The organism is Mesorhizobium sp. M0140 (assembly GCF_040322475.1).
Lineage (GTDB): Bacteria > Pseudomonadota > Alphaproteobacteria > Rhizobiales > Rhizobiaceae > Mesorhizobium.
This window is the reverse complement of sequence record NZ_JAMYTM010000012.1, coordinates 24,791-43,287: the sequence shown is the minus strand read 5'-3', so window position 1 is coordinate 43,287 and position 18,497 is coordinate 24,791. Positions and strand designations below refer to the sequence as shown.

Here is an 18,497-nt window from a genome sequence, read left to right as displayed (position 1 = left end):
CGAAGCATGGCAAGTTCCACCCATAAGGCGGTCAAGCCTCTCATCCTCAACGGCTTCGGTATGACCGTGGTCGGTCACGTGTCGGCGGGCCTCTGGCGTCATCCGAGCGACCGCGCCAACACCTACACCAGCCTCGAATACTGGACCTCGCTGGCCAAGCTGCTCGACGACGGCGGCTTCGACGCGCTGTTCCTCGCTGACGCGCTTGGCCACCTCGATGTCTTCCGGGGGACACCGGATGCGTCGCTGCGCACCGCAGCCCAGTCGCCGGTCAACGACCCGCTGCTGCTGGTCTCGGCAATGGCCGCCGCCACCAGGCATCTCGGCTTCGGCATCACCGTGTCGACCACTTACGAGCAGCCCTATCTCCTGGCCCGCAAGTTCACCACGCTGGATCATCTGACCAAGGGCCGCATCGCCTGGAACGTCGTCACCTCGGTTCTGGAATCGGCGGCGAAGAATCTCGGCCTGGAGCGCCAGATCGACCATGACGAGCGTTACGATCTGGCGCAGGAATTCCTGGATGTCACCTACAAGCTCTGGGAGGGATCCTGGGAGGACGGGGCGGTCGTGCACGATCGCGAGAAGGGGCTCTACACCGACCCTTCCAAAGTCCATCCGATCGGCCATCACGGCAAATATTTCTCCGTGCCCGGCGCGCATCTCGCGCAGCCCAGTCCGCAGCGCACGCCGCTTCTGTTCCAGGCGGGAACCTCGCCGCGCGGGCGCGAATTCGCTGCTCGCAACGGCGAGGTGGTGTTCCTCGGCGGCACCAGCACGGCCTCCATCCGCCGCTCGGTCGAGGCGATCCGTGCCCGCGCCGTCGAACTCGGACGGGCGCCGGATGCGATAAAGTTTATCACCGCGGTCACCGTCATCACCGGAGCCACGGACGAAGAGGCCGAGGCCAAGCACAAGGACTATCTATCCTACACCAGCGTCGAAGCGGCCCTGGCGCTGTTTTCGGCATGGACCGGCGTCGACTGGTCGCAATACCCACTCGACCACCCGCTCGAATATATCGAGACAAATGCCGGCCGTTCAGCCCTTGCCAATCTGACGCGGATCGATGCCGACCGGCGCTGGACCGTGGCCGGGATCGCCGAGTATATCGGGCTCGGCGGCATCCATCCCAAGCTGGTCGGCTCACCGCAGAGGATCGCCGACGAGCTCGAACGCATCGCCGATGAATCCGGCGTCGACGGCTTCAACCTGGCCTATGTCGTCAGTCCGGGCACGTTCGAGGACTTCATCGAATTCGTCGTCCCGGAGCTGCGGCGGCGGGGTCGCATCCGGGAACGTGGCGCGCCCGGCACCACGATCCGCGAGCGCTTCCAGGGAGCGGGCCAGCGGCTGCTGCGCGACGACCATCCGGGAACAGCCGCACGCGACCGCTCGAACTGGGGTACCATCGTCGAGGCGGCCGAGTGAGCGGCATCCATCTCCACTGGTATCTGCCGACCAACGGCGACAGCAGGGAAATCGTCGGCTCTGGCGATGATTCCCATCTCGGCAACGGCCCGTCACGATCGCGGTTCCGGGAAGCGAGCCTCGATTACCTCTCACTGGTCGCCAGGACCGCGGAGACGTTGGGCTTCGAAGCCGTGCTGACGCCCACCGGAACCTGGTGCGAGGATGCGTGGATAGTGACGGCGGCGCTGGCGCAGGTCACCACGCGGTTGAAATTCCTCGTTGCCTTCCGCCCGGGCCTGATCTCGCCGACGCTGGTCGCCCATCAGGCGGCGACCTTCCAGCGCATATCGGGTGGGCGGCTGCTGCTCAACGTCGTCACCGGAGGCGATCCGCTGGAGCAGAAACGCTTCGGCGATCATCTCGGCCACGACCAGCGCTATGAACGCACGGGAGAGTTCCTCGAGATCCTGCGCGGCGTGGTCCTGCCCGCCGGTTCGGGCCGGCGCTTCGATTTCAAGGGCAGGCACTACGACATCGAAGGCGCCCAGATCGATTTCGGCAAATGGCCGCTTCCCGACATCTTCTTCGGTGGCGCAAGTGGTGCTGCGCAAGCGGCCGCCGCGCGCCATGTCGACACCTATCTGGTCTGGGGCGAGAGCCCGGCAACCGAGGCTGCCCGGGTGGCGCATATGCGCGAGCTCGCCGCCGCGCAGGGCCGCAAACTAAGCTTCGGCATCCGCCTGCATGTCATCAGCCGCGACACCGAGGCGCAGGCCTGGGAGGAGGCCGAGAGGCTGCTGGAGAGACTGACGCCGGAGCGGATCGCGCAGGCGCAGGCAATCCTGGCGCGCACGGAATCGGCCGGACAGCGCCGGATGAACGCGTTGCATAGCGACAGCGGCACCGCGGCGCTCACCGCGCGCAGCGTGCGCGATCTCGAAATATCGCCGCATCTGTGGGCCGGCTACGGTCTGGTTCGCGGCGGCGCCGGCACGGCGATCGTCGGCAGCCACGAGCAGGTCGCGTCGCTCATCGAGGAGTACCACGCCGTCGGCTTCGACCACTTCATCCTGTCGGGTCAGCCGCATGTCGAGGAAGCCTATCATTTCGCCGAAGGCGCGCTGGCGGTCTTGAAATCGAAGGGGCTGCTCGCAGCCTGAAACATGTGCGGCCTCAGGTGGACGCGACAATGGAGCATGACGAGAAGACAATGTCGGACATTCAGATCTATCCGGGCCTCAGCGACGCCGAATTCGAGACCTGGGCCGAGAAGGCCCGCGACGTGGCGCGGCAACTCGCGGCAACGGCGCTCGAACGCGACCGGGCAAACAAGGACCCGGTGGAAGAACTGGCGCTGCTGCGCGACAGCGGCCTGCTCGGCTTGGCTGCGCCACGCGAATTCGGCGGCGCCGGCGCAAACCTCGTCCAGGCACTCAAGATCAGCCGCATCATCGCGGCCGCCGACGGCTCGATCGGACAACTGATCGCGTATCATTATTCCAACGGTGTCTGGACTTACATTCTCGGCACGCGTCAGCAGTGGGAAAAGACGGCGCGTGGCGTCGGCGCACAAGGCTGGTTCCAGGGCGGCGTCAGCAACCCGCGCGACCAGTGGAACGAGATCGAGCATGTCGGCGACCGCCGATTCCTGAACGGCAGGCGCACCTTCGCAACCGGCGCCTCGGTGGCCCAGGTCATCACCGTCAGCCTCTGGGACAACGGCAAACGCGCTCACTATCAGATCCCGCCGACGCGCAAGGGCATCAGCTTCGGCGGCGACTGGGACAATCTCGGCCAGAGACTGACGGCGAGCGGCAGTGTCACTTTCGACCGTGTCGAAGTCTTCGAGGATGAGCTGCTCAGCGCCCTCGACGATTATGAGGGCGATGTCGAATTGCGCGACGGCCTGCGCGTCCTGTTCAGCCAGCTCATCTTCATCAATTTCTATCTCGGCATCGCCGAGGGCGCTCTTGCCGCCGCCGCCGATCATGTCCGCCGCTTCGGCCGGCCCTGGCCGGAGTCCGGGCTGGAACGGGCGATCGACGATCCCTACCATCTGGTGCTGTTCGGCCGGCTATCCGCCGGCATTGCGGCGGGCATAGCAATCGCCGACAAGGCCGCGGCGCTTTACGAGGCGGCACTGCATGCCGGAGCGTCGGTGACGGCGCAGCAATGGGGCGAACTCGCAACGATCATCGACCAGGGCAAGATCGTCGCCAACGACGTCGTGCTCGACGTGACGGCGCGCATCTTCGAAGCGACGGGCGCGCGCTCGACGGCCAACAAATATGGCCTCGACATCTATTGGCGCAACGCGCGCACCCATACCGTCCACGATCCGGTCTCCTACCGGGCGCGCGAGGTCGGCACATATCTGCTGGCCGAAACGCTGCCGAGACCGCGAACCTATGCGCAGCCGCCGCAGCCGGAAGCGCACAAGCCTGAAGCCGTGCCCACGCGGAAGGCATCATGATATCGGATGTGCGCCTGCTGACCGGGAAGGCCGAACTCGCGCAGGCCGCACGCACCTTCCGCACGGCCATGGTCGGCCTGCCGCCGCTCGGCCCGATCGACGACGCGCTGATCGACAGACTGTTCGAGCCGGATCGCACCTGGGGCGCCTTCGACGGCGAGACACTCGTTGGCACAACCGACTCCTATTCGGGACGGATCGCGGTTCCCGGCGGCGCCTGGTTGCCGCAGGCCGCGGTCACCCATGTCGGCGTGCTGCCCACCCATACGCGGCGTGGCGCCGCCACGGCGCTGTTCAAGGCGCAGCTGCGCGCCGCGCGCGAACAGGGCGAGGCGGCGGCCACCTTGCGGGCCTCCGACGCGCGCATCTACGGCAACTTTGGCTATGCGATCGCCAATACTTCTGTCAGCCTGGAAGTCGACACCCAGCGCGCGCGCCTGCGGGCAGGGCTGACGTACTCCGACAAGATTCGGCTGATCGACAGCGACGATGCCTGGGCGATACAGGCGCGCATCTACGCGGGTCAGCCTGTTTCGCGCGCGGGCGTCATCACACGCTCGGCCTATTGGTGGGATTTTCAGGCGTTGCGCCAGACGCACAGCGGCACGCCTAACTACGTCGCCGTTCACGGCGACAAGGGTTCGGAAACCGGGTTCGTGCGCTATCACCCTGTCGGCCTCGACAGCTGGTTCACCAGCTCGGAACGCACCATCGTGGTCGATGATATCGTGGCCTACAGTCCGGCCGCCTATGTCGCGCTGGTCGCACATCTGCTGGCGGTCGACCTGCCGCATCGCATCGTCTTCTGGAGCCGTCCCGCGGACGATCTGCTGCCGTGGCTGTTCGAGGATTTTCGAAGCGTTCGCGTTTCGGCGGCGCGCGACGAAACATGGCTGCGGCTCCTGGACGCTGAAAAGGCTCTAACAGCCCGGTCCTATGCCGGGCAGGGCAGCGTCGTGCTGGAAGTCTCCGATGCCATCCTGCCCGAGAACGCGACCAGGCTGCGCCTCTCGCCAGAAGGAGCCGAGCGCACCAATCTGTCCGCCGCCGTGGTGACGGACGTGGCCGCGGTTTCGGCGGCCTATCTCGGCGGCGTGAAGTGGTGGCAGCTCGCGCAGACGGGGCGCCTCGGCGACTTCGACCGGGCTGCGGTCGAAACGCTCGACACGCTGTTCACGGCGCCGGCCTTGCCTCATTCCGGAACAATGTTTTGACAGGCGGAGCTAATATAAAATGTATTTTAAAGTGTGTTTGAAAAATGGGTAATTTTATCTCAAAATTATTCTCGCTAAATGCAATGGTATTTTGAAGAATTATTTATAATCGGAGAGAAGTAATGACAACACATGTTGCGCGTAAGTTACTATTGGGAATTGCAGGTGGCATTCTGTCGATTTATGTTCTTGGTTCATCCGCGCAAGCGGAAGATCTGAAACATGGCGGGGTCCTGCGGATTGCTTCGATCCAGTCCGATCTCGATGCGTTCGATCCGCTCACCGGCTACAGCATCGATTCCTGGGAAATCCTGCGCGCAACAACGCGCCAGTTGGTGACCTATCCCGGCTCGCCAGCCGGCCTCAAGGAGGACACCACGCTCGTGCCGGATCTCGCCAAGTCCTGGGACATCAGCGACGACGGCAAGGTCTACACCTTCCATTTGAAGGACGACGTGTTCTTCTCCGGCAGCATCGAGCGCAAGATCGTCGCCAGTGATTTCGTCTATGGCGTCAAGCGCTTCTGCGATCCCAACAAGCAGGTCGCCGCCATCAACTATTTCAACCTCGTGATCTCCGGCTTCGTCGACTATTGCAAGGAATTCGCGAAAGTGCCGACAGGCGATCTCGCTGCGACCAAGGCTTTCACCGACACGCACGAGATTGCCGGCGTCTCGGCTCCCGACGAGCACACGCTGGTCATCAAGTCGGACACCAAGAACTACGACTTCCTCAACATCCTTTCGATGAATTTCGTGTCCCCGGTGGCGCCCGAGATCGCGTCCAAATATTTCCCGGACTCGCTGGAGTCGCGCAAGAACCTGCCGTCCAGCGGCCCTTACTATGTCGACACCTATGAGCAGGGTCAGAAGCTGGTTCTGAAGAAGGCAAAGAATTTCAAGGCGGAGTCCGACCAGGCGCGCAGGGCCTATGCCGATGAGATCGATATCGATTTCACCGCCAACAGCGAGGACAGCGTCGTCCAGAAGATCATCGCCGGTGAGGCTGATCTGTCGCTCTATCTCGACATCCCGCCCATTCCGACGATCCAGCGCTTCCTGTTGCAGAAGAGCCCCGACATCCATGTGACGAACAGTGGATCGGCGAACTTCATCACCTTCAACCAGCGGCCGGAGGTCAAGAGCGACGGGGCCGAGGTGTTGCGCAAGCTGAAGGTCCGGCAGGCGCTGACCTATGCGGTGAACCGCGAACATCTGGCGCAGACGCAGGCCGGTTCGATCGGCGCGGTGCCGCTCACCCAGATCATCACCTCGACCATTCTCGGCTACGAGAAGTTCGACCCGTATCCGACCGAAAGCTACAGGGGTGATCCGGCCAAGGCAAAGGAACTGCTCGCCGAAGCGGGATATCCGAATGGCATTGCGTTCGACGCGATCTACAGGGGCAACGCGCAGTTCGAAGCGATTGCCGTGACGCTGAAGGAGGATCTGGAAGCAGCGGGTATCACGCTCAACCTGATCCCGATCCCGCCGACGCAGTGGTACGCCTTCATCCAGGATCCGAAGAGCCGCTGGGACGTGTCCCTCGGCGGCACATTCTCCCCGGACTGGCAGGGACCGAGCACGCGCATGCTGCTTGGCGGCTGGCTGAATTCGGACGCGGCACCTTGCGGCATCGGCAACGTCCACGCCATCTGCTACAGCAATCCGGAACTCAACAAGCTCGCGGCGCAGGCCTATCCGTCCGACGATCCGGGACCGATCTGGACCAAGGCCGACAAGCTCGTCTCCGCCGACCTGCCATGGATTCCGTTGTTCGAGAAGCGCAAGGTCGTGGTCACTTCCGATCGCCTCGCCAACTGGGTGTGGTCGTCGCTGGCGGTCAATGCCGACATCACCAACATCGCTCTCAAGCAGTAGCAAGGCCGGACCGGCAAAAGGAGGCGCGCGTGCCCATCTTCTCTGTCGCCGATCTGCGCGTCGCGTTCGGCGGCGTGGACGTGGTGCATGGCGTCTCGTTTTCCGTCGAGCCGGGCAGGACGCTTGCCATCGTCGGTGAATCGGGCTCGGGCAAGAGCGTGTCGCTGCTCGGCGCCACCGGCCTTCTGCCACCGGCGGCGAGTGTTCGCGGCAGCGTGCTGCACAAGGGCGATGAGATACTGGGCCTCTCCGCCGGCGACCTGCGCCGGCGGAGAGGCGCCGATATCGGCTTCATCTTCCAGGACCCGCTCAGCAACCTTCATCCGCTAAAGACCATCGGCCAGCAGATCGCCGAAGCGATCACCGCCCACCGCAAGGTGGGACGCGGGGAGCTGCGTCAGCGCGTTCTCGATCTTCTGGCCGATGTCGGCATCCCCGATCCTGCGGCCCGCGTGAACGACTATCCCAGGCAGTTCTCCGGCGGCATGCGCCAGCGCGTGATGATCGCAGCGGCGATCGCGCTCAATCCCGGTCTGATCATCGCCGACGAACCGACGACCGCGCTCGACGTGACCGTGCAGGCGTCGATCCTCGATCTGCTGAAACGAATCCAGCAGGACCACGGCACGGCAATGATCTTCGTCAGCCACGATCTGGCCGTCGTTTCGGACATTGCCGACGATGTCCTGGTGATGCGCGCGGGGCACGTCGTGGAGCAGGCGCCGGCCGAGCTGATCTACAGGGCACCGCGCCAAGCCTACACCAGGGAGCTGCTCGGTGCGGCGCGGCTTGGCGGCCTGGTGGCCCGCGCGGCGCGATCATCGCTACTCCCGGCGCTGCCGTCGATGCCCGATTTGCTCTCCGTCTCGGCAATCGCGCGTTCGTTCGCAGGCCGCTCCGCCGCAGGCGGTCTGATCAGGCCGGTGCTCACGGATATCTCGTTCACCGTCCGCGAAAACGAGATCATCGGCCTCGTCGGCGAATCCGGTTCCGGCAAGTCGACAATCGGCCGGCTGATCGCCGGGCTCGACCGGCCGGACGAGGGCAGCATCTCCCTGCGGGAGCGTATCTATTCGCGTCCGGGTGTCGGCGGCATCGCCATCGACCGGCAATTGCGGTCGGACATACAGGTTATCTTTCAAGACCCCTATGCAAGCCTCAACCCGCGGCGGCGCATCCGGTCCATTCTGGCGGAACCCTTCATCATCGGCACCAGACTGGACGCCGCGGCGATACGCCGGCGCGTGCAGGATCTGGTGCGCGACGTGGAACTTCCCGACGACGTGCTGGATCGTTTCCCGGCCCAGCTTTCAGGTGGCCAGCGGCAGCGTGTCGCCATTGCGCGCGCCATCGCGCTTGAACCCTCGCTGATCGTCGCCGACGAGCCGGTATCGGCACTCGACATCACGACGCAGGCGAAGATCATCAGGCTGCTGCAGACCATTCGCCGGCAGCGAGGCCTGTCGCTGCTCTTCATCTCGCATGATCTCGGCGTCGTGTCGGAACTGTGCGACCGCGTTATCGTGCTGGAGAAGGGCGTCATCGTGGAAGCCGGCGAGACAGGCCGTGTCTTCGGCGCTCCCCGGCATCCCTACACGGTCAGGCTGATAGACGCGCTCCCCGGCAAGGTCCTGCGGCGCAACCCGGTTCCCGAGCGGATCGCCGCGCATGCCTGAGATCCGTGCCCTGGCGTCCGTCCAGGACCACGTCCTGCTGGGGCATGGCGAGGTGGTGAATTCCTACAGGTCGCTGCTTCTGCGAGCGCTGCTGCGCGAACGGTCCTTTCGCATCGGCGCGCTGATCATAGGCTTCGTCACCGCCGGTGCGCTGCTGGCGCCAGTGGTCGCATGGCTGCTGGGGCACGGGGTGACGGAGCAGTTCCGCGATACGGCGTTGACCGAGATGGGACTGCCGAGTGGCCCCACGTTCGAATTTCCACTTGGCGCCGACGGCAACGGCCGCGACGTGCTGGTCAGAACGCTCTACGGCGCGCGCGTATCGCTGGCCATCGCCATCCCGGCGACCACGCTTGCCATGATCATCGGCACCGCCATTGGCCTCGTCAGCGGATTTCTTGCCGGTCGCGTCGACCGCGTCATTTCGCAGGCGGTGGACGTCGCTTTGTCGTTTCCGTTCATCGTCACCGCGCTCAGCCTCCTGTCGCTGAACCGGGGCGTCGATGGCAAACCGTTTGTTGCGCCCTCCCTGGTGGTGGTGCTGATCATAACCCTGTTTTCCTGGACCTACTTTGCCCGGCTGACGCGTGGCCTGGTGTTTGTCCTGCGCCGCAGTCCGCTGGTGGAAGCCGCGCAGACGATCGGCGCCTCGAAGGCCAGGATCATCATGCGCGAGATCCTGCCCAACATCGCGCCGGTCATCCTGGTCTACTGGGCGGTACAACTGCCGACCAACATCATCGCCGAAGCGACGCTCTCCTTCCTCGGCGTCGGCGTGCAGGCGCCGCAGCCGAGCTGGGGCAATATGATCGCCGAGGCGCAGCGCTCATCCCTCTACCAGTTGCAGCCATGGTTCCTGCTCGGACCCGGCATCGCGCTGTTTCTGACCGTGGCCGGCTTCAACACGCTGAGCGCTGGCCTGCGCAACGTCCTCGACCCCCATCGCCGCAGCGGGTGACGCCATGATCCGGCACACAGGCGGGCTGATCTTCCGGGCGCTCTCGACGCTGCTGATCGTGCTGGTGATCGCGTTCTTCATCACCCGCATAGCCTATCGCAATCCGGCCGCCATGCTGGCGCCGCGCAACGCTAGCCAGCAGGCGATCGATGCCATAGCGCACGCGCTGCGGCTCAACGAGCCATGGTATCTGCAGTTGTGGTACTATCTCTACCGCGGCCCCGACATCCAGGGCGCGCCGATGGGGATCGCTCACTGGCCGCCGGCGCTGGGCTACTCCTTCCGCAAGCAGACACCGGTGACAGACCTCATCCTGTCCAAGGTGCCGGTGACGCTTTCGCTCGCCCTTGGCGCCGTCGTCATTTGGATGACGCTGTCGATCCTGCTTGGCGTGATTGCCGCGCGCCGGCAGGGCTCCTGGCTGGACAGGCTGATATCGGGCTTCGCCTATGCGAGCCTGTCGGTGCCGACGTTCCTCTCCGGCATCCTGATCTCCTATTTCCTGTTCTTCCAGCTCTCCAACCATGGGGTCTTCTGGTTTCCAAGCAGCGGTTATGTGCCGCTGACGAAAGATCCGTTCGAATGGGCCCGGCATCTGGCCCTGCCGTGGCTGACGCTGGCACTTGCCGAGATCGGCATTTTCCAGCAGCTGATCCGCGCAAGCATGCTTGAGGTTCTGGGCGAGGACTACATAAGGACGGCGCGCGCCAAGGGTGTTCCGGAATGGCGGGTCTATTACGATCATGCGTTGAAGGCCGCGCTCAATCCGGTGATCACGCTGGGTGGCCTGGAGCTTGCCGTCATCATGGGTGGGGCGATCGTCACGGAGACGATCTTCGGATTGGACGGCGTCGGCCGGCTGGCGATCAACTCGGCGCTTGAAGGCGATTTTCCGGTCGTCATCGGGACGACGATCTTCGCCGCGGCATCGTTCGTGTTCTGCACCTTCGCCGTCGACATCACAACCAAATGGCGCGACCCGGCGAGCCTGTCGTGACCGCCCGCCATCAGGCAATTCGCTCTCATTTCAGCACGGATATTGGGAAAAATATTCGCTCTGGCTGACATCGATGAAGCATGTTCCCTTATCATAATCCCCTTTGTCTATAATCTTAGTGCACAAAGTACGCCGCAACTCGCAAGAGGCAGGTCAGCTGCGCCATCCGGCGGAGCCACACTCCCGCGGAGCGACATCTCAGGCTCCGCGATAAATCATTCGACAAGGTGAATTCACGATGATCTCCCGCCTGTTGCGAACCATCATGCTGTCTCTGGCAGCCACGCTTCTGACGCTGACCGGACTTGCGGCAGAGGAGGCGGGCGGGACGCTCAACCTGATCGTCCAGCCCGAGCCGCCGACGGTCAATATCGGCGTCAACCGTCTCGGGCCGACGACCTATGTCGGCAACAAGATCTACGAGAGCCTGTTGACCTATTCGGCCGATCTGAAGCCGCTGCCGCGCCTGGCGCAAAGCTGGTCGATTTCGGATGATGGCCTCGTCTACACCTTCAACCTGCGCCGCGATGTAAAATGGCATGACGGCCAGCCGTTCACGGCCAAGGACGTGGTGTTCAGCTTCCAGAAGTTTCTGCCGGCACTTCAGGCCCGCTCGCGACTCAACCTGGCGGAGGTGAAGGACATCGCCACGCCGGACGACCACACTGTGGTGTTCACGCTCAAGGCACCGTACCCGGCCTTCATCTACGTCCACAACACCGCCGTGCTGCCGGCCCATCTCTATGAAGGGGTGAGCGACTTTCGCACCGCCGAGGCAAACAGCAAGTTCATCGGCACCGGGCCGTTCAAATTCGCCGAGTGGAAGAAGGGGTCCTTCATCCACCTTGTCCGCAACCCTGACTATTGGGATGCCGGCAAGCCCCATCTGAACGACATCTTCTTCCACGTCATCCCTGACGCCAACAGCCGCGCCATCGCTTTCGAAACCGGTCAGGTGGATGTGCTGCGCGCAGGCGACGTCGAGAACTTCGACATTACGCGGTTGGCCGGGCTCGATGGCGTGCAACTGACCGAGGCAGGCTGGGAATTTCTTCAACCGGTCGGCTACATCCACCTCAACAACCGCCACAAGCCGCTCGACGATGCGCGGGTGCGCCGGGCGATCGCGCATGCGATCGACCGCCAGTTCATCATCGACACGATCTTTGGTGGATTCGGCCACGAGACCAACGGCCCGCTGTCGCGCCTGTCGCGGTTCAAGGACACATCGGTCGAAACGAAATATGAATTCGACCTGGCCAAGGCGAACGCCATCCTCGACGAGGCCGGCCTGAAGCCCGACGCCAACGGCGTGCGCTTCGAACTGCAGTTCGTTCCGCTGCCCTATGGCGAGCTGTGGCAGCGCGAGGCGGAATATGTCCGGGAGGCGCTGGCGTCTGTCGGCATCAAGGTCAACATCGTGGCGACCGACGTGCCGGGCTGGTTCAAGCGGCTGACCACCTTCGACTATGATCTTGCCGAAAACTTTGTCTACACCACCCCTGACCCGGCAATCGGCATCAGCTATGCCTACACCACGCTCGAAGGCGACAATGCGGGCACGACCGGCGGCAATGTGCATGGCTATTCCAACCCCGAGGTCGACAGACTGCTGGCCGACGCCGCCCATGAGAACGACTTCGACAAGCGCAAGGCGCTCTATTCGCAAGCCCAGAAGATCATCTCCGCCGACGTGCCGCTCATCTGGACGCACGACATCGTCTTTCCGACGCTCTACCGAACCAAGGTTCACAATCTGATCGCGACCGGTCTCGGCACAGATGAAAACTTCGCCGATGTCTGGCTGGCGAAATAGCTGGCGGGGCTGGGTAGGATGGATCGTCTTGGCTTCCTGACGGGACGGGCCGCCCGCGCGGTTCTCATCCTGTTTGGGGTTATCGTGCTCAACTTCGTGCTGCTGCGCCTCGCACCGGGAGATGCGGCATCCGTCCTGGCCGGAGACCAGGGTGCGGCCGACCCGGCCTTTGTCGCGGAACTGCGCCACGATCTCGGGCTTGATCGCTCCGTGCCCGAGCAATTGTGGATCTACACCAAGTCGCTGGCGCGTCTCGACTTCGGCCAATCCTACCGCGACCAGCGTCCTGTTGTCGATATCATCGCGGAAAGGCTGCCGGCCACACTGCTTCTGACATTGACCGCCTTTTGCTTTGCGTTGGGGACCGGCATTGCGCTCGGGTCTATCGCCGCTCGGCACGCCGGCAGTCTGCTCGACACCGTGCTGACCGGCATTTCGGTGATGTTCTTTGCCATGCCGCTGTTCTGGACCGGCCTGATGGCGATCCTGCTGTTTTCGGTCTGGCTGAACTGGCTGCCGTCCTACGGCATGCAGACGGTGGGCGAGGGCGGGTCGGATCTCTCGCTTGTCGGGGATGTCGCCGTTCATCTCATTCTTCCGGCTCTGACGCTCGGCCTGTTCTACATGGCCATCTACATGCGCGTGACGCGCGCCTCGGTGCTCGACGTGCTCGATCGCGATTTTGTCCGTACCGCCAGGGCCAAGGGCCTGAAACCGGGATTGATCTGGCGCCAGCATGTGCTGAGGAACGCGCTGCTGCCGATCATCACCTTCGCCTCCTTGCAGGCCGGACAACTGATTGGCGGGTCGATCCTGATCGAGACGGTGTTCGCCTGGCCGGGCGTCGGGCGTCTCGCCTTCGATGCCCTCATGCAGCGGGACTACAACCTCTTGCTGGCGATCTTCTTCATCACCTCGACAATCGTCGTCGTCATCAACCTGGCCGCGGATTTTCTCTACGTTGCCGCCGATCCGCGCATCGAAATGGGAGCTTGAGGCGATGGCCTTGCCGCGAACCCCGTTCCTCAGGCATCCGGGCGCCGTCGCCGGCGCGCTGATCCTGATCGCGATCCTCCTGATGGCGATCTTCGCCGGTATCCTCTTTCCGGGCGATCCCTGGCGCATGGTTGCGCGCCCGAACCTGCCGCCCTTCAGCCCGGGTCATCTGTTCGGCACCGACATGCTCGGCCGTGATCTTGCGGCCGGCATCGCCCACGGGGCGCAGGTCACGCTGCTGATCGCTCTGGCGGTGACGCTGCTCGCCATCGCCTTCGGCACGGCGATAGGTGCTGTCGCCGGCTATTTCGGCGGCTGGGTCGACGACGTCGCCATGCGGTTCACCGAGTTCTTCCAGACCATCCCGAGCTTCCTGCTGACGGTCGTCATCGTTGCGATCGTCGCGCCTTCGCTGGCTTCGATCATCCTGGCCATCGCAATCGTCAGCTGGCCGCAGATCGCCCGGCTGGTCCGGGCCGAGGTGCTGAGCCTCGTCAACCAGGACTTCGTGCGGGCGGCACGGGTTGGCGGGCTGTCGACTGCCCGGATCATCTGGGGGCACATCCTTCCCAACGTGCTGTCGCCGGTGATCGTTGCCGCTTCGTTGATGACGGCGACCGTCATCCTGATCGAATCGGGCATCAGCTTCCTTGGTCTGGGCAATCGCGAGTTCGTCTCCTGGGGCTATCTGCTCGGCACCGGCAGGACCGCCTTTCGCGTCAACTGGTGGCTGTCGACCATTCCGGGCCTGGCGATCTTCCTCACCGTCCTTTCCCTGAACCTCGTCGGCGACGGCCTGAACCATTGGCTCAACCCTCGCAACAGCAATCGCGGTGGGCGCGCATGACGGCTCTGGTCGAGATCGCGGGTCTCTCCATCGCCTTGCCGGAGCACGCCGATCGAGCATTGGCCGTCGAAGACGTGTCGTTGCGTATCGATCGTGGCGAAGTGCTCTGCCTGGTCGGCGAATCCGGATCTGGCAAATCGGTATTGGCCGCGGCCATTGCCGGCCTGTTGCCTGCCAAGCAGCTCCGGATCGCCGCCGGTACGATCCGTTTCGATGGCCGCGACATTGCCGGGATCAGCGAGGCTTCGTTCCGCCTGCTGCGCGGCAAGCGCATTGGCTTCATCTTCCAGGAACCGATGAGCGCGCTCAATCCGGTGCTGACCATCGGCCGCCAGATCGAGGAAGCGCTCGCCGCGCATGATGGCGGCGACCGCAAGGCGCGCACCGCTCGCGTGCTGGAACTGGCGCGGGCAACCAGGCTTCCGGATCCCGAGACGATCATTCACCGCTACCCGCACCAGCTCTCGGGCGGACAGCGGCAACGGGTGATGATCGCCATGGCGATCGCCAACGATCCGGACCTGCTGATCGCCGATGAACCCACCACCGCGCTCGACGTCACGACGCAAGCGGAAATCCTGCGGCTGATCCTTGAAATCCGCGAAAGGCTCGGCCTCGCCGTTCTGTTCATCACCCATGATATCGGCGTGGTCGCCGATATCGCTGATCGCGTCATGGTGATGAAGGAGGGCCGGGTGATTGAGAGCGGCAGAGCAGACGACGTCCTCGAAGCGCCATCGCAGCCCTACACACGCCGCCTGATCGAAGCCGTTCCGGTTCTTCATACCAGTGCAATTCAAAGACGGGACGCAGGGGATCCGTTTCTCGTTGTCCGCGGGCTGACCAAGACCTATCGTGATCGCCGCGCGCCTTGGCGGCGGCAGGCTTCCGCCACCAGGGCGCTGGACGGTGTCAATTTGACGATTGGGCGCGGCGAGACGGTCGCCCTCGTCGGTGAATCCGGTTCGGGCAAGACGACGCTCGGCCAATGCGTCGTCGGACTGGCCGACTGGGATGAAGGCAGCCTGAGCTTCGACGGTGGCGATCTCGCCGGCACGACACGGGAGCGCACTTTACGTCCGCGTATCCAGATGGTGTTTCAGGATCCGTTCGCCTCCCTCAATCCGCGCCATCGCGTCCGCCGCATCCTTACCGAAGCCGCCATAGTCAACGGCCTTTCACGCGAGAGGGCGGAGGAGAGCATGTCCCGCCTCCTTGTCCGCGTCGGACTTGACCCCGGTGCGGCCGATCGTTTCCCGCATGCCTTTTCAGGCGGCCAAAGGCAGCGTATTGGCTTGGCGCGAGCACTCATGCTTGAGCCCGACCTGCTCGTCGCCGACGAACCGGTCTCGGCCCTGGATGTCTCGATACAGGCGCAGATTCTCGACCTTCTGGCGGAAATCAAACGCGATCTTGGCCTGTCGATGCTGTTCATCACGCACGATCTTCGTGTCGCCTCGGCGATCGCCGACCGCATCGTCGTCATGCAGAGCGGCAAGATCGTCGAGGACGGTCCCGCCGAACAGGTTTTGACACGTCCCGGATCCGACTATGCGCGTGCGCTGCTGGCGGCGGTCCCAGGCCTGTCCTGGGAGCGGAGCCGCAGCCAGATCGACCGGGCCGCCGCGGAATAGAGGCGTGATACCGGTCGCAGGGTAAAATCTACCAATCTTGTAGAATTAACAAAAACGCGCTGTCCGTCTTGCCCGAGCGATACTGGAATTTCCCCACCTGCCACCGAAAGGGATGGCGTTTTCTTTGTTTCCATCGCCTGCGGTGCGACGCTTCGATCACCAAACAAGAGGTCGAAATGAGCAGTTCTGCTGGTAAACAAACGATTCCGGTGCTGGATTTTTCCCGCTATGAAGCCGATCCGGCATCTCGCAAAGAATTCATCGAGGGACTGCGGCGCGCTGCACGCGATGTTGGCTTTTTTTACCTGACCGGACATGGCATCGCACAATCGCTGATTGACGATGTGCTTGGCGCGTCACGACGTTTCTTTGCCTTGCCGGACAAGGACAAGCTCCAGATAGAGATGGTCAACTCGCCGCATTTCCGCGGCTACAACCGGATTGGACAGGAACTGACGAAAGGCCAGAGGGACTGGCGCGAGCAGGTCGACATCGGCTCGGAGGCACCGGCGCTGCCGCGCAATGCCTCGTTGCCGGCCTGGACGCGCCTGCAGGGACCAAACCAATGGCCGACCGCCTTGCCCGAGCTGAAGCCGCTTCTGCTCGAGTGGCAGGATCGCCTCACCGATCTTTCGACGCGCCTGCTGAAAGCCTTTGCCATTGTCCTGGAGCAGGATGAGGGTGCTTTCGAAGCCATCTATGCCGGCACGCCGAACCACCTCATCAAGATCATCCGCTATCCCGGCCGTGACGCGACCGAAAGCGAGCAAGGCGTCGGTGCGCACAAGGACAGCGGCTTCCTGACGCTCCTGCTGCAGGAAAGGCAGAAGGGGCTGCAGGTCGAAAGCGCCGATGGCGATTGGATCGACGCCGAGCCGCGCGCCGGCACCTTTGTCGTCAACATCGGCGAACTGCTGGAAATGGCGACCGATGGCTACCTGAAGGCCACCGTGCACCGGGTCGTAACGCCGCCAGCCGGCACCGACCGGCTGTCGGTCGCCTTCTTCCTCGGCGCTCCGTTCGATGCCGAGATTCCGCTCCTGGATCTGGCGCCGCACCTGAAGGCGCAGGCGAACGGGGTCACCCGCGATCCGCAGAATCCGCTCTACCGCAATTCCGGGCAAAACGCGCTGAAGAGCCGGTTGCGCTCGCATCCCGACGTCGCGCGGCGCCATCACGCCGATCTGCTGGCCGTCCAGGCACGCGCCGAAGCTGTCCCGGTCGCTTGACCGCCACAACCATCAGGAAGGAACGATAAATGACCCTGGAAAATCTTTCTCCCGAGACCCTTGCCCTTCACGGCGGCTCCTGGCGCGCCGATCCCGCCACCGGCGCCGTTGCCGTACCTATTTACCAGACCACGTCTTACCAGTTCCAGGACACCGGCCATGCCGACCGGCTGTTCGCCCTCGATGAGATCGGCCATATCTACACCCGCGTCTCGAACCCGACGCAGGATGCGCTGGAGACCCGCATCGCGGCGCTGGAAGGGGGTGCTGCTGCCCTTCTTGTGTCCTCCGGCCAGGCGGCCTCAGCCTATTCGGTGCTGAACCTTGCCGGCGCCGGCGACAACATCGTCTCCGCCACCGATCTCTATGGCGGCACCTGGGCCCTTTTTGCCGCGACCCTGAAGCACCTGGGCGTGGAAGTACGGTTCGTCGATCCGTCCGACCCTGAGAATTTCCGCCGTGCCACCGATGCGCGGACACGCGCCTACTATGCGGAATCGCTGCCCAATCCGAAGCTGCAAGTCTTCCCGATCAAAGAGGTCGCCGACATCGGTCGGTCGCTCGGCGTGCCGTTGATTATCGACAACACAGCCGCACCACTGATCATCAGGCCGTTCGACCATGGCGCGGCTGTCGTGGTCTATTCGGCGACGAAATACATTGGCGGCCACGGAACCTCGATTGGCGGCATCGTCATCGATGGCGGCAACTTCCCATGGGAAGACCATGCCGAACGCTTCCCGACGCTGAACCAGCCCGATCCAAGCTATCACGGCAAGGTTTGGGTCGAGGCGGCCAAAGCGCTTGGACCGGTGGCGTATGTACTGCGCATCCGCACCGTGCTTCTGCGCGACGTCGGTGCCGCGATCAGCCCGTTCAATGCCTTCCAGCTGCTGCAGGGCCTGGAGACGCTGCCCTTGCGCCTCCGTCAACACAATGAGAACGCCATCAAGGTGGCGGAGTTTCTGCGCGGTCATCCAAAGGTAAGCAACGTCATCTTCCCACGCTACCAAAGCGGCGAGAGCAAGCGCCGGGCCGACGCCTATTTCCGTCAGGGCAGCTACGGCGCGCTGGTCGGGTTCGAACTCAAGGATGGCCGCGAGGCTGGACGTTCCTTCATCAACGGGTTGAAGCTGCTCTATCACGTCGCCAACATCGGCGATGCGCGCTCGCTGGCTATCCATCCATCGACCACGACCCACTCGCAGCTTTCGCCGGAAGAGCAGCTCGCGACCGGCGTGACGCCCGGTTATGTCAGGCTTTCCGTCGGCATCGAGCATCCCGACGACATCATTCGCGATCTTGAACAGGCGCTCGATCAGGCCGTCGGCGATCGCGAATTGAAGGCCGCCTGAGGCATTTCT

14 protein-coding genes are annotated in these 18,497 nt (G+C 63.6%); all 14 read left to right on the top strand.

Annotated features, from left to right (window positions below):
• Positions 1–6 precede the first annotated feature (6 nt).
• The 14 genes from NKJ37_RS14480 to NKJ37_RS14415 all read left to right on the top strand — a co-directional run bounded on the left by NKJ37_RS14480 (position 7) and on the right by NKJ37_RS14415 (position 18,488).
• Positions 7–1,431: an LLM class flavin-dependent oxidoreductase gene (locus tag NKJ37_RS14480; protein ID WP_023809091.1), complete on the top strand. Its 1,425-nt coding sequence runs from the start codon at positions 7–9 to the stop codon at positions 1,429–1,431.
• Entirely contained in the window at positions 1,428–2,573 is a 1,146-nt protein-coding gene (locus tag NKJ37_RS14475) for an LLM class flavin-dependent oxidoreductase (protein ID WP_352760825.1), read from the top strand. Before NKJ37_RS14480 ends, NKJ37_RS14475 begins: the two co-directional genes overlap by 4 nt.
• Positions 2,574–2,623: 50 nt before the next feature.
• A complete protein-coding gene (locus NKJ37_RS14470) occupies positions 2,624–3,886 on the top strand; it encodes an acyl-CoA dehydrogenase family protein (protein WP_352774163.1) in 1,263 nt (420 codons plus the stop codon).
• Positions 3,883–5,100 carry a GNAT family N-acetyltransferase gene (locus NKJ37_RS14465; protein WP_128302608.1) on the top strand — a complete coding sequence of 406 codons (1,218 nt, stop codon included), beginning with the start codon at positions 3,883–3,885 and terminating at the stop codon, positions 5,098–5,100. Before NKJ37_RS14470 ends, NKJ37_RS14465 begins: the two co-directional genes overlap by 4 nt.
• 122 nt (positions 5,101–5,222) lie before the next feature.
• Complete coding sequence (locus NKJ37_RS14460; protein ID WP_352774161.1) at positions 5,223–6,980, top strand: ABC transporter substrate-binding protein; 1,758 nt, start codon at positions 5,223–5,225, stop codon at positions 6,978–6,980.
• 29 nt (positions 6,981–7,009) lie between these two features.
• A complete protein-coding gene (locus NKJ37_RS14455) occupies positions 7,010–8,656 on the top strand; it encodes a dipeptide ABC transporter ATP-binding protein (protein WP_352774159.1) in 1,647 nt (548 codons plus the stop codon).
• Positions 8,649–9,614: an ABC transporter permease gene (locus NKJ37_RS14450; RefSeq protein WP_352628343.1), complete on the top strand. Its 966-nt coding sequence runs from the start codon at positions 8,649–8,651 to the stop codon at positions 9,612–9,614. Before NKJ37_RS14455 ends, NKJ37_RS14450 begins: the two co-directional genes overlap by 8 nt.
• A gap of 4 nt (positions 9,615–9,618) precedes the next feature.
• Positions 9,619–10,611 (top strand): ABC transporter permease, encoded by a 993-nt coding sequence (locus tag NKJ37_RS14445; RefSeq protein ID WP_352774157.1) that lies wholly within the window; start codon positions 9,619–9,621, stop codon positions 10,609–10,611.
• A gap of 238 nt (positions 10,612–10,849) precedes the next feature.
• The gene (locus tag NKJ37_RS14440) at positions 10,850–12,427 is read left to right on the top strand and encodes an ABC transporter substrate-binding protein (RefSeq protein WP_352440729.1); all 1,578 of its coding nucleotides are present in this window, start codon (positions 10,850–10,852) and stop codon (positions 12,425–12,427) included.
• Between the two features lie 18 nt (positions 12,428–12,445).
• Positions 12,446–13,423 carry an ABC transporter permease gene (locus NKJ37_RS14435; RefSeq protein ID WP_023809082.1) on the top strand — a complete coding sequence of 326 codons (978 nt, stop codon included), beginning with the start codon at positions 12,446–12,448 and terminating at the stop codon, positions 13,421–13,423.
• A gap of 4 nt (positions 13,424–13,427) precedes the next feature.
• Positions 13,428–14,270, top strand: a complete 843-nt coding sequence (locus NKJ37_RS14430; protein ID WP_352675924.1) for an ABC transporter permease — start codon at positions 13,428–13,430, stop codon at positions 14,268–14,270.
• Positions 14,267–15,904 carry a dipeptide ABC transporter ATP-binding protein gene (locus NKJ37_RS14425; protein ID WP_352675927.1) on the top strand — a complete coding sequence of 546 codons (1,638 nt, stop codon included), beginning with the start codon at positions 14,267–14,269 and terminating at the stop codon, positions 15,902–15,904. Before NKJ37_RS14430 ends, NKJ37_RS14425 begins: the two co-directional genes overlap by 4 nt.
• 176 nt (positions 15,905–16,080) lie before the next feature.
• Positions 16,081–17,133, top strand: coding sequence for an isopenicillin N synthase family dioxygenase (locus NKJ37_RS14420; protein WP_127292874.1), 1,053 nt, complete (start codon positions 16,081–16,083; stop codon positions 17,131–17,133).
• A 29-nt stretch (positions 17,134–17,162) separates the two neighbouring features.
• Complete coding sequence (locus NKJ37_RS14415; protein WP_352774155.1) at positions 17,163–18,488, top strand: O-acetylhomoserine aminocarboxypropyltransferase/cysteine synthase family protein; 1,326 nt, start codon at positions 17,163–17,165, stop codon at positions 18,486–18,488.
• Positions 18,489–18,497 lie beyond the last annotated feature (9 nt).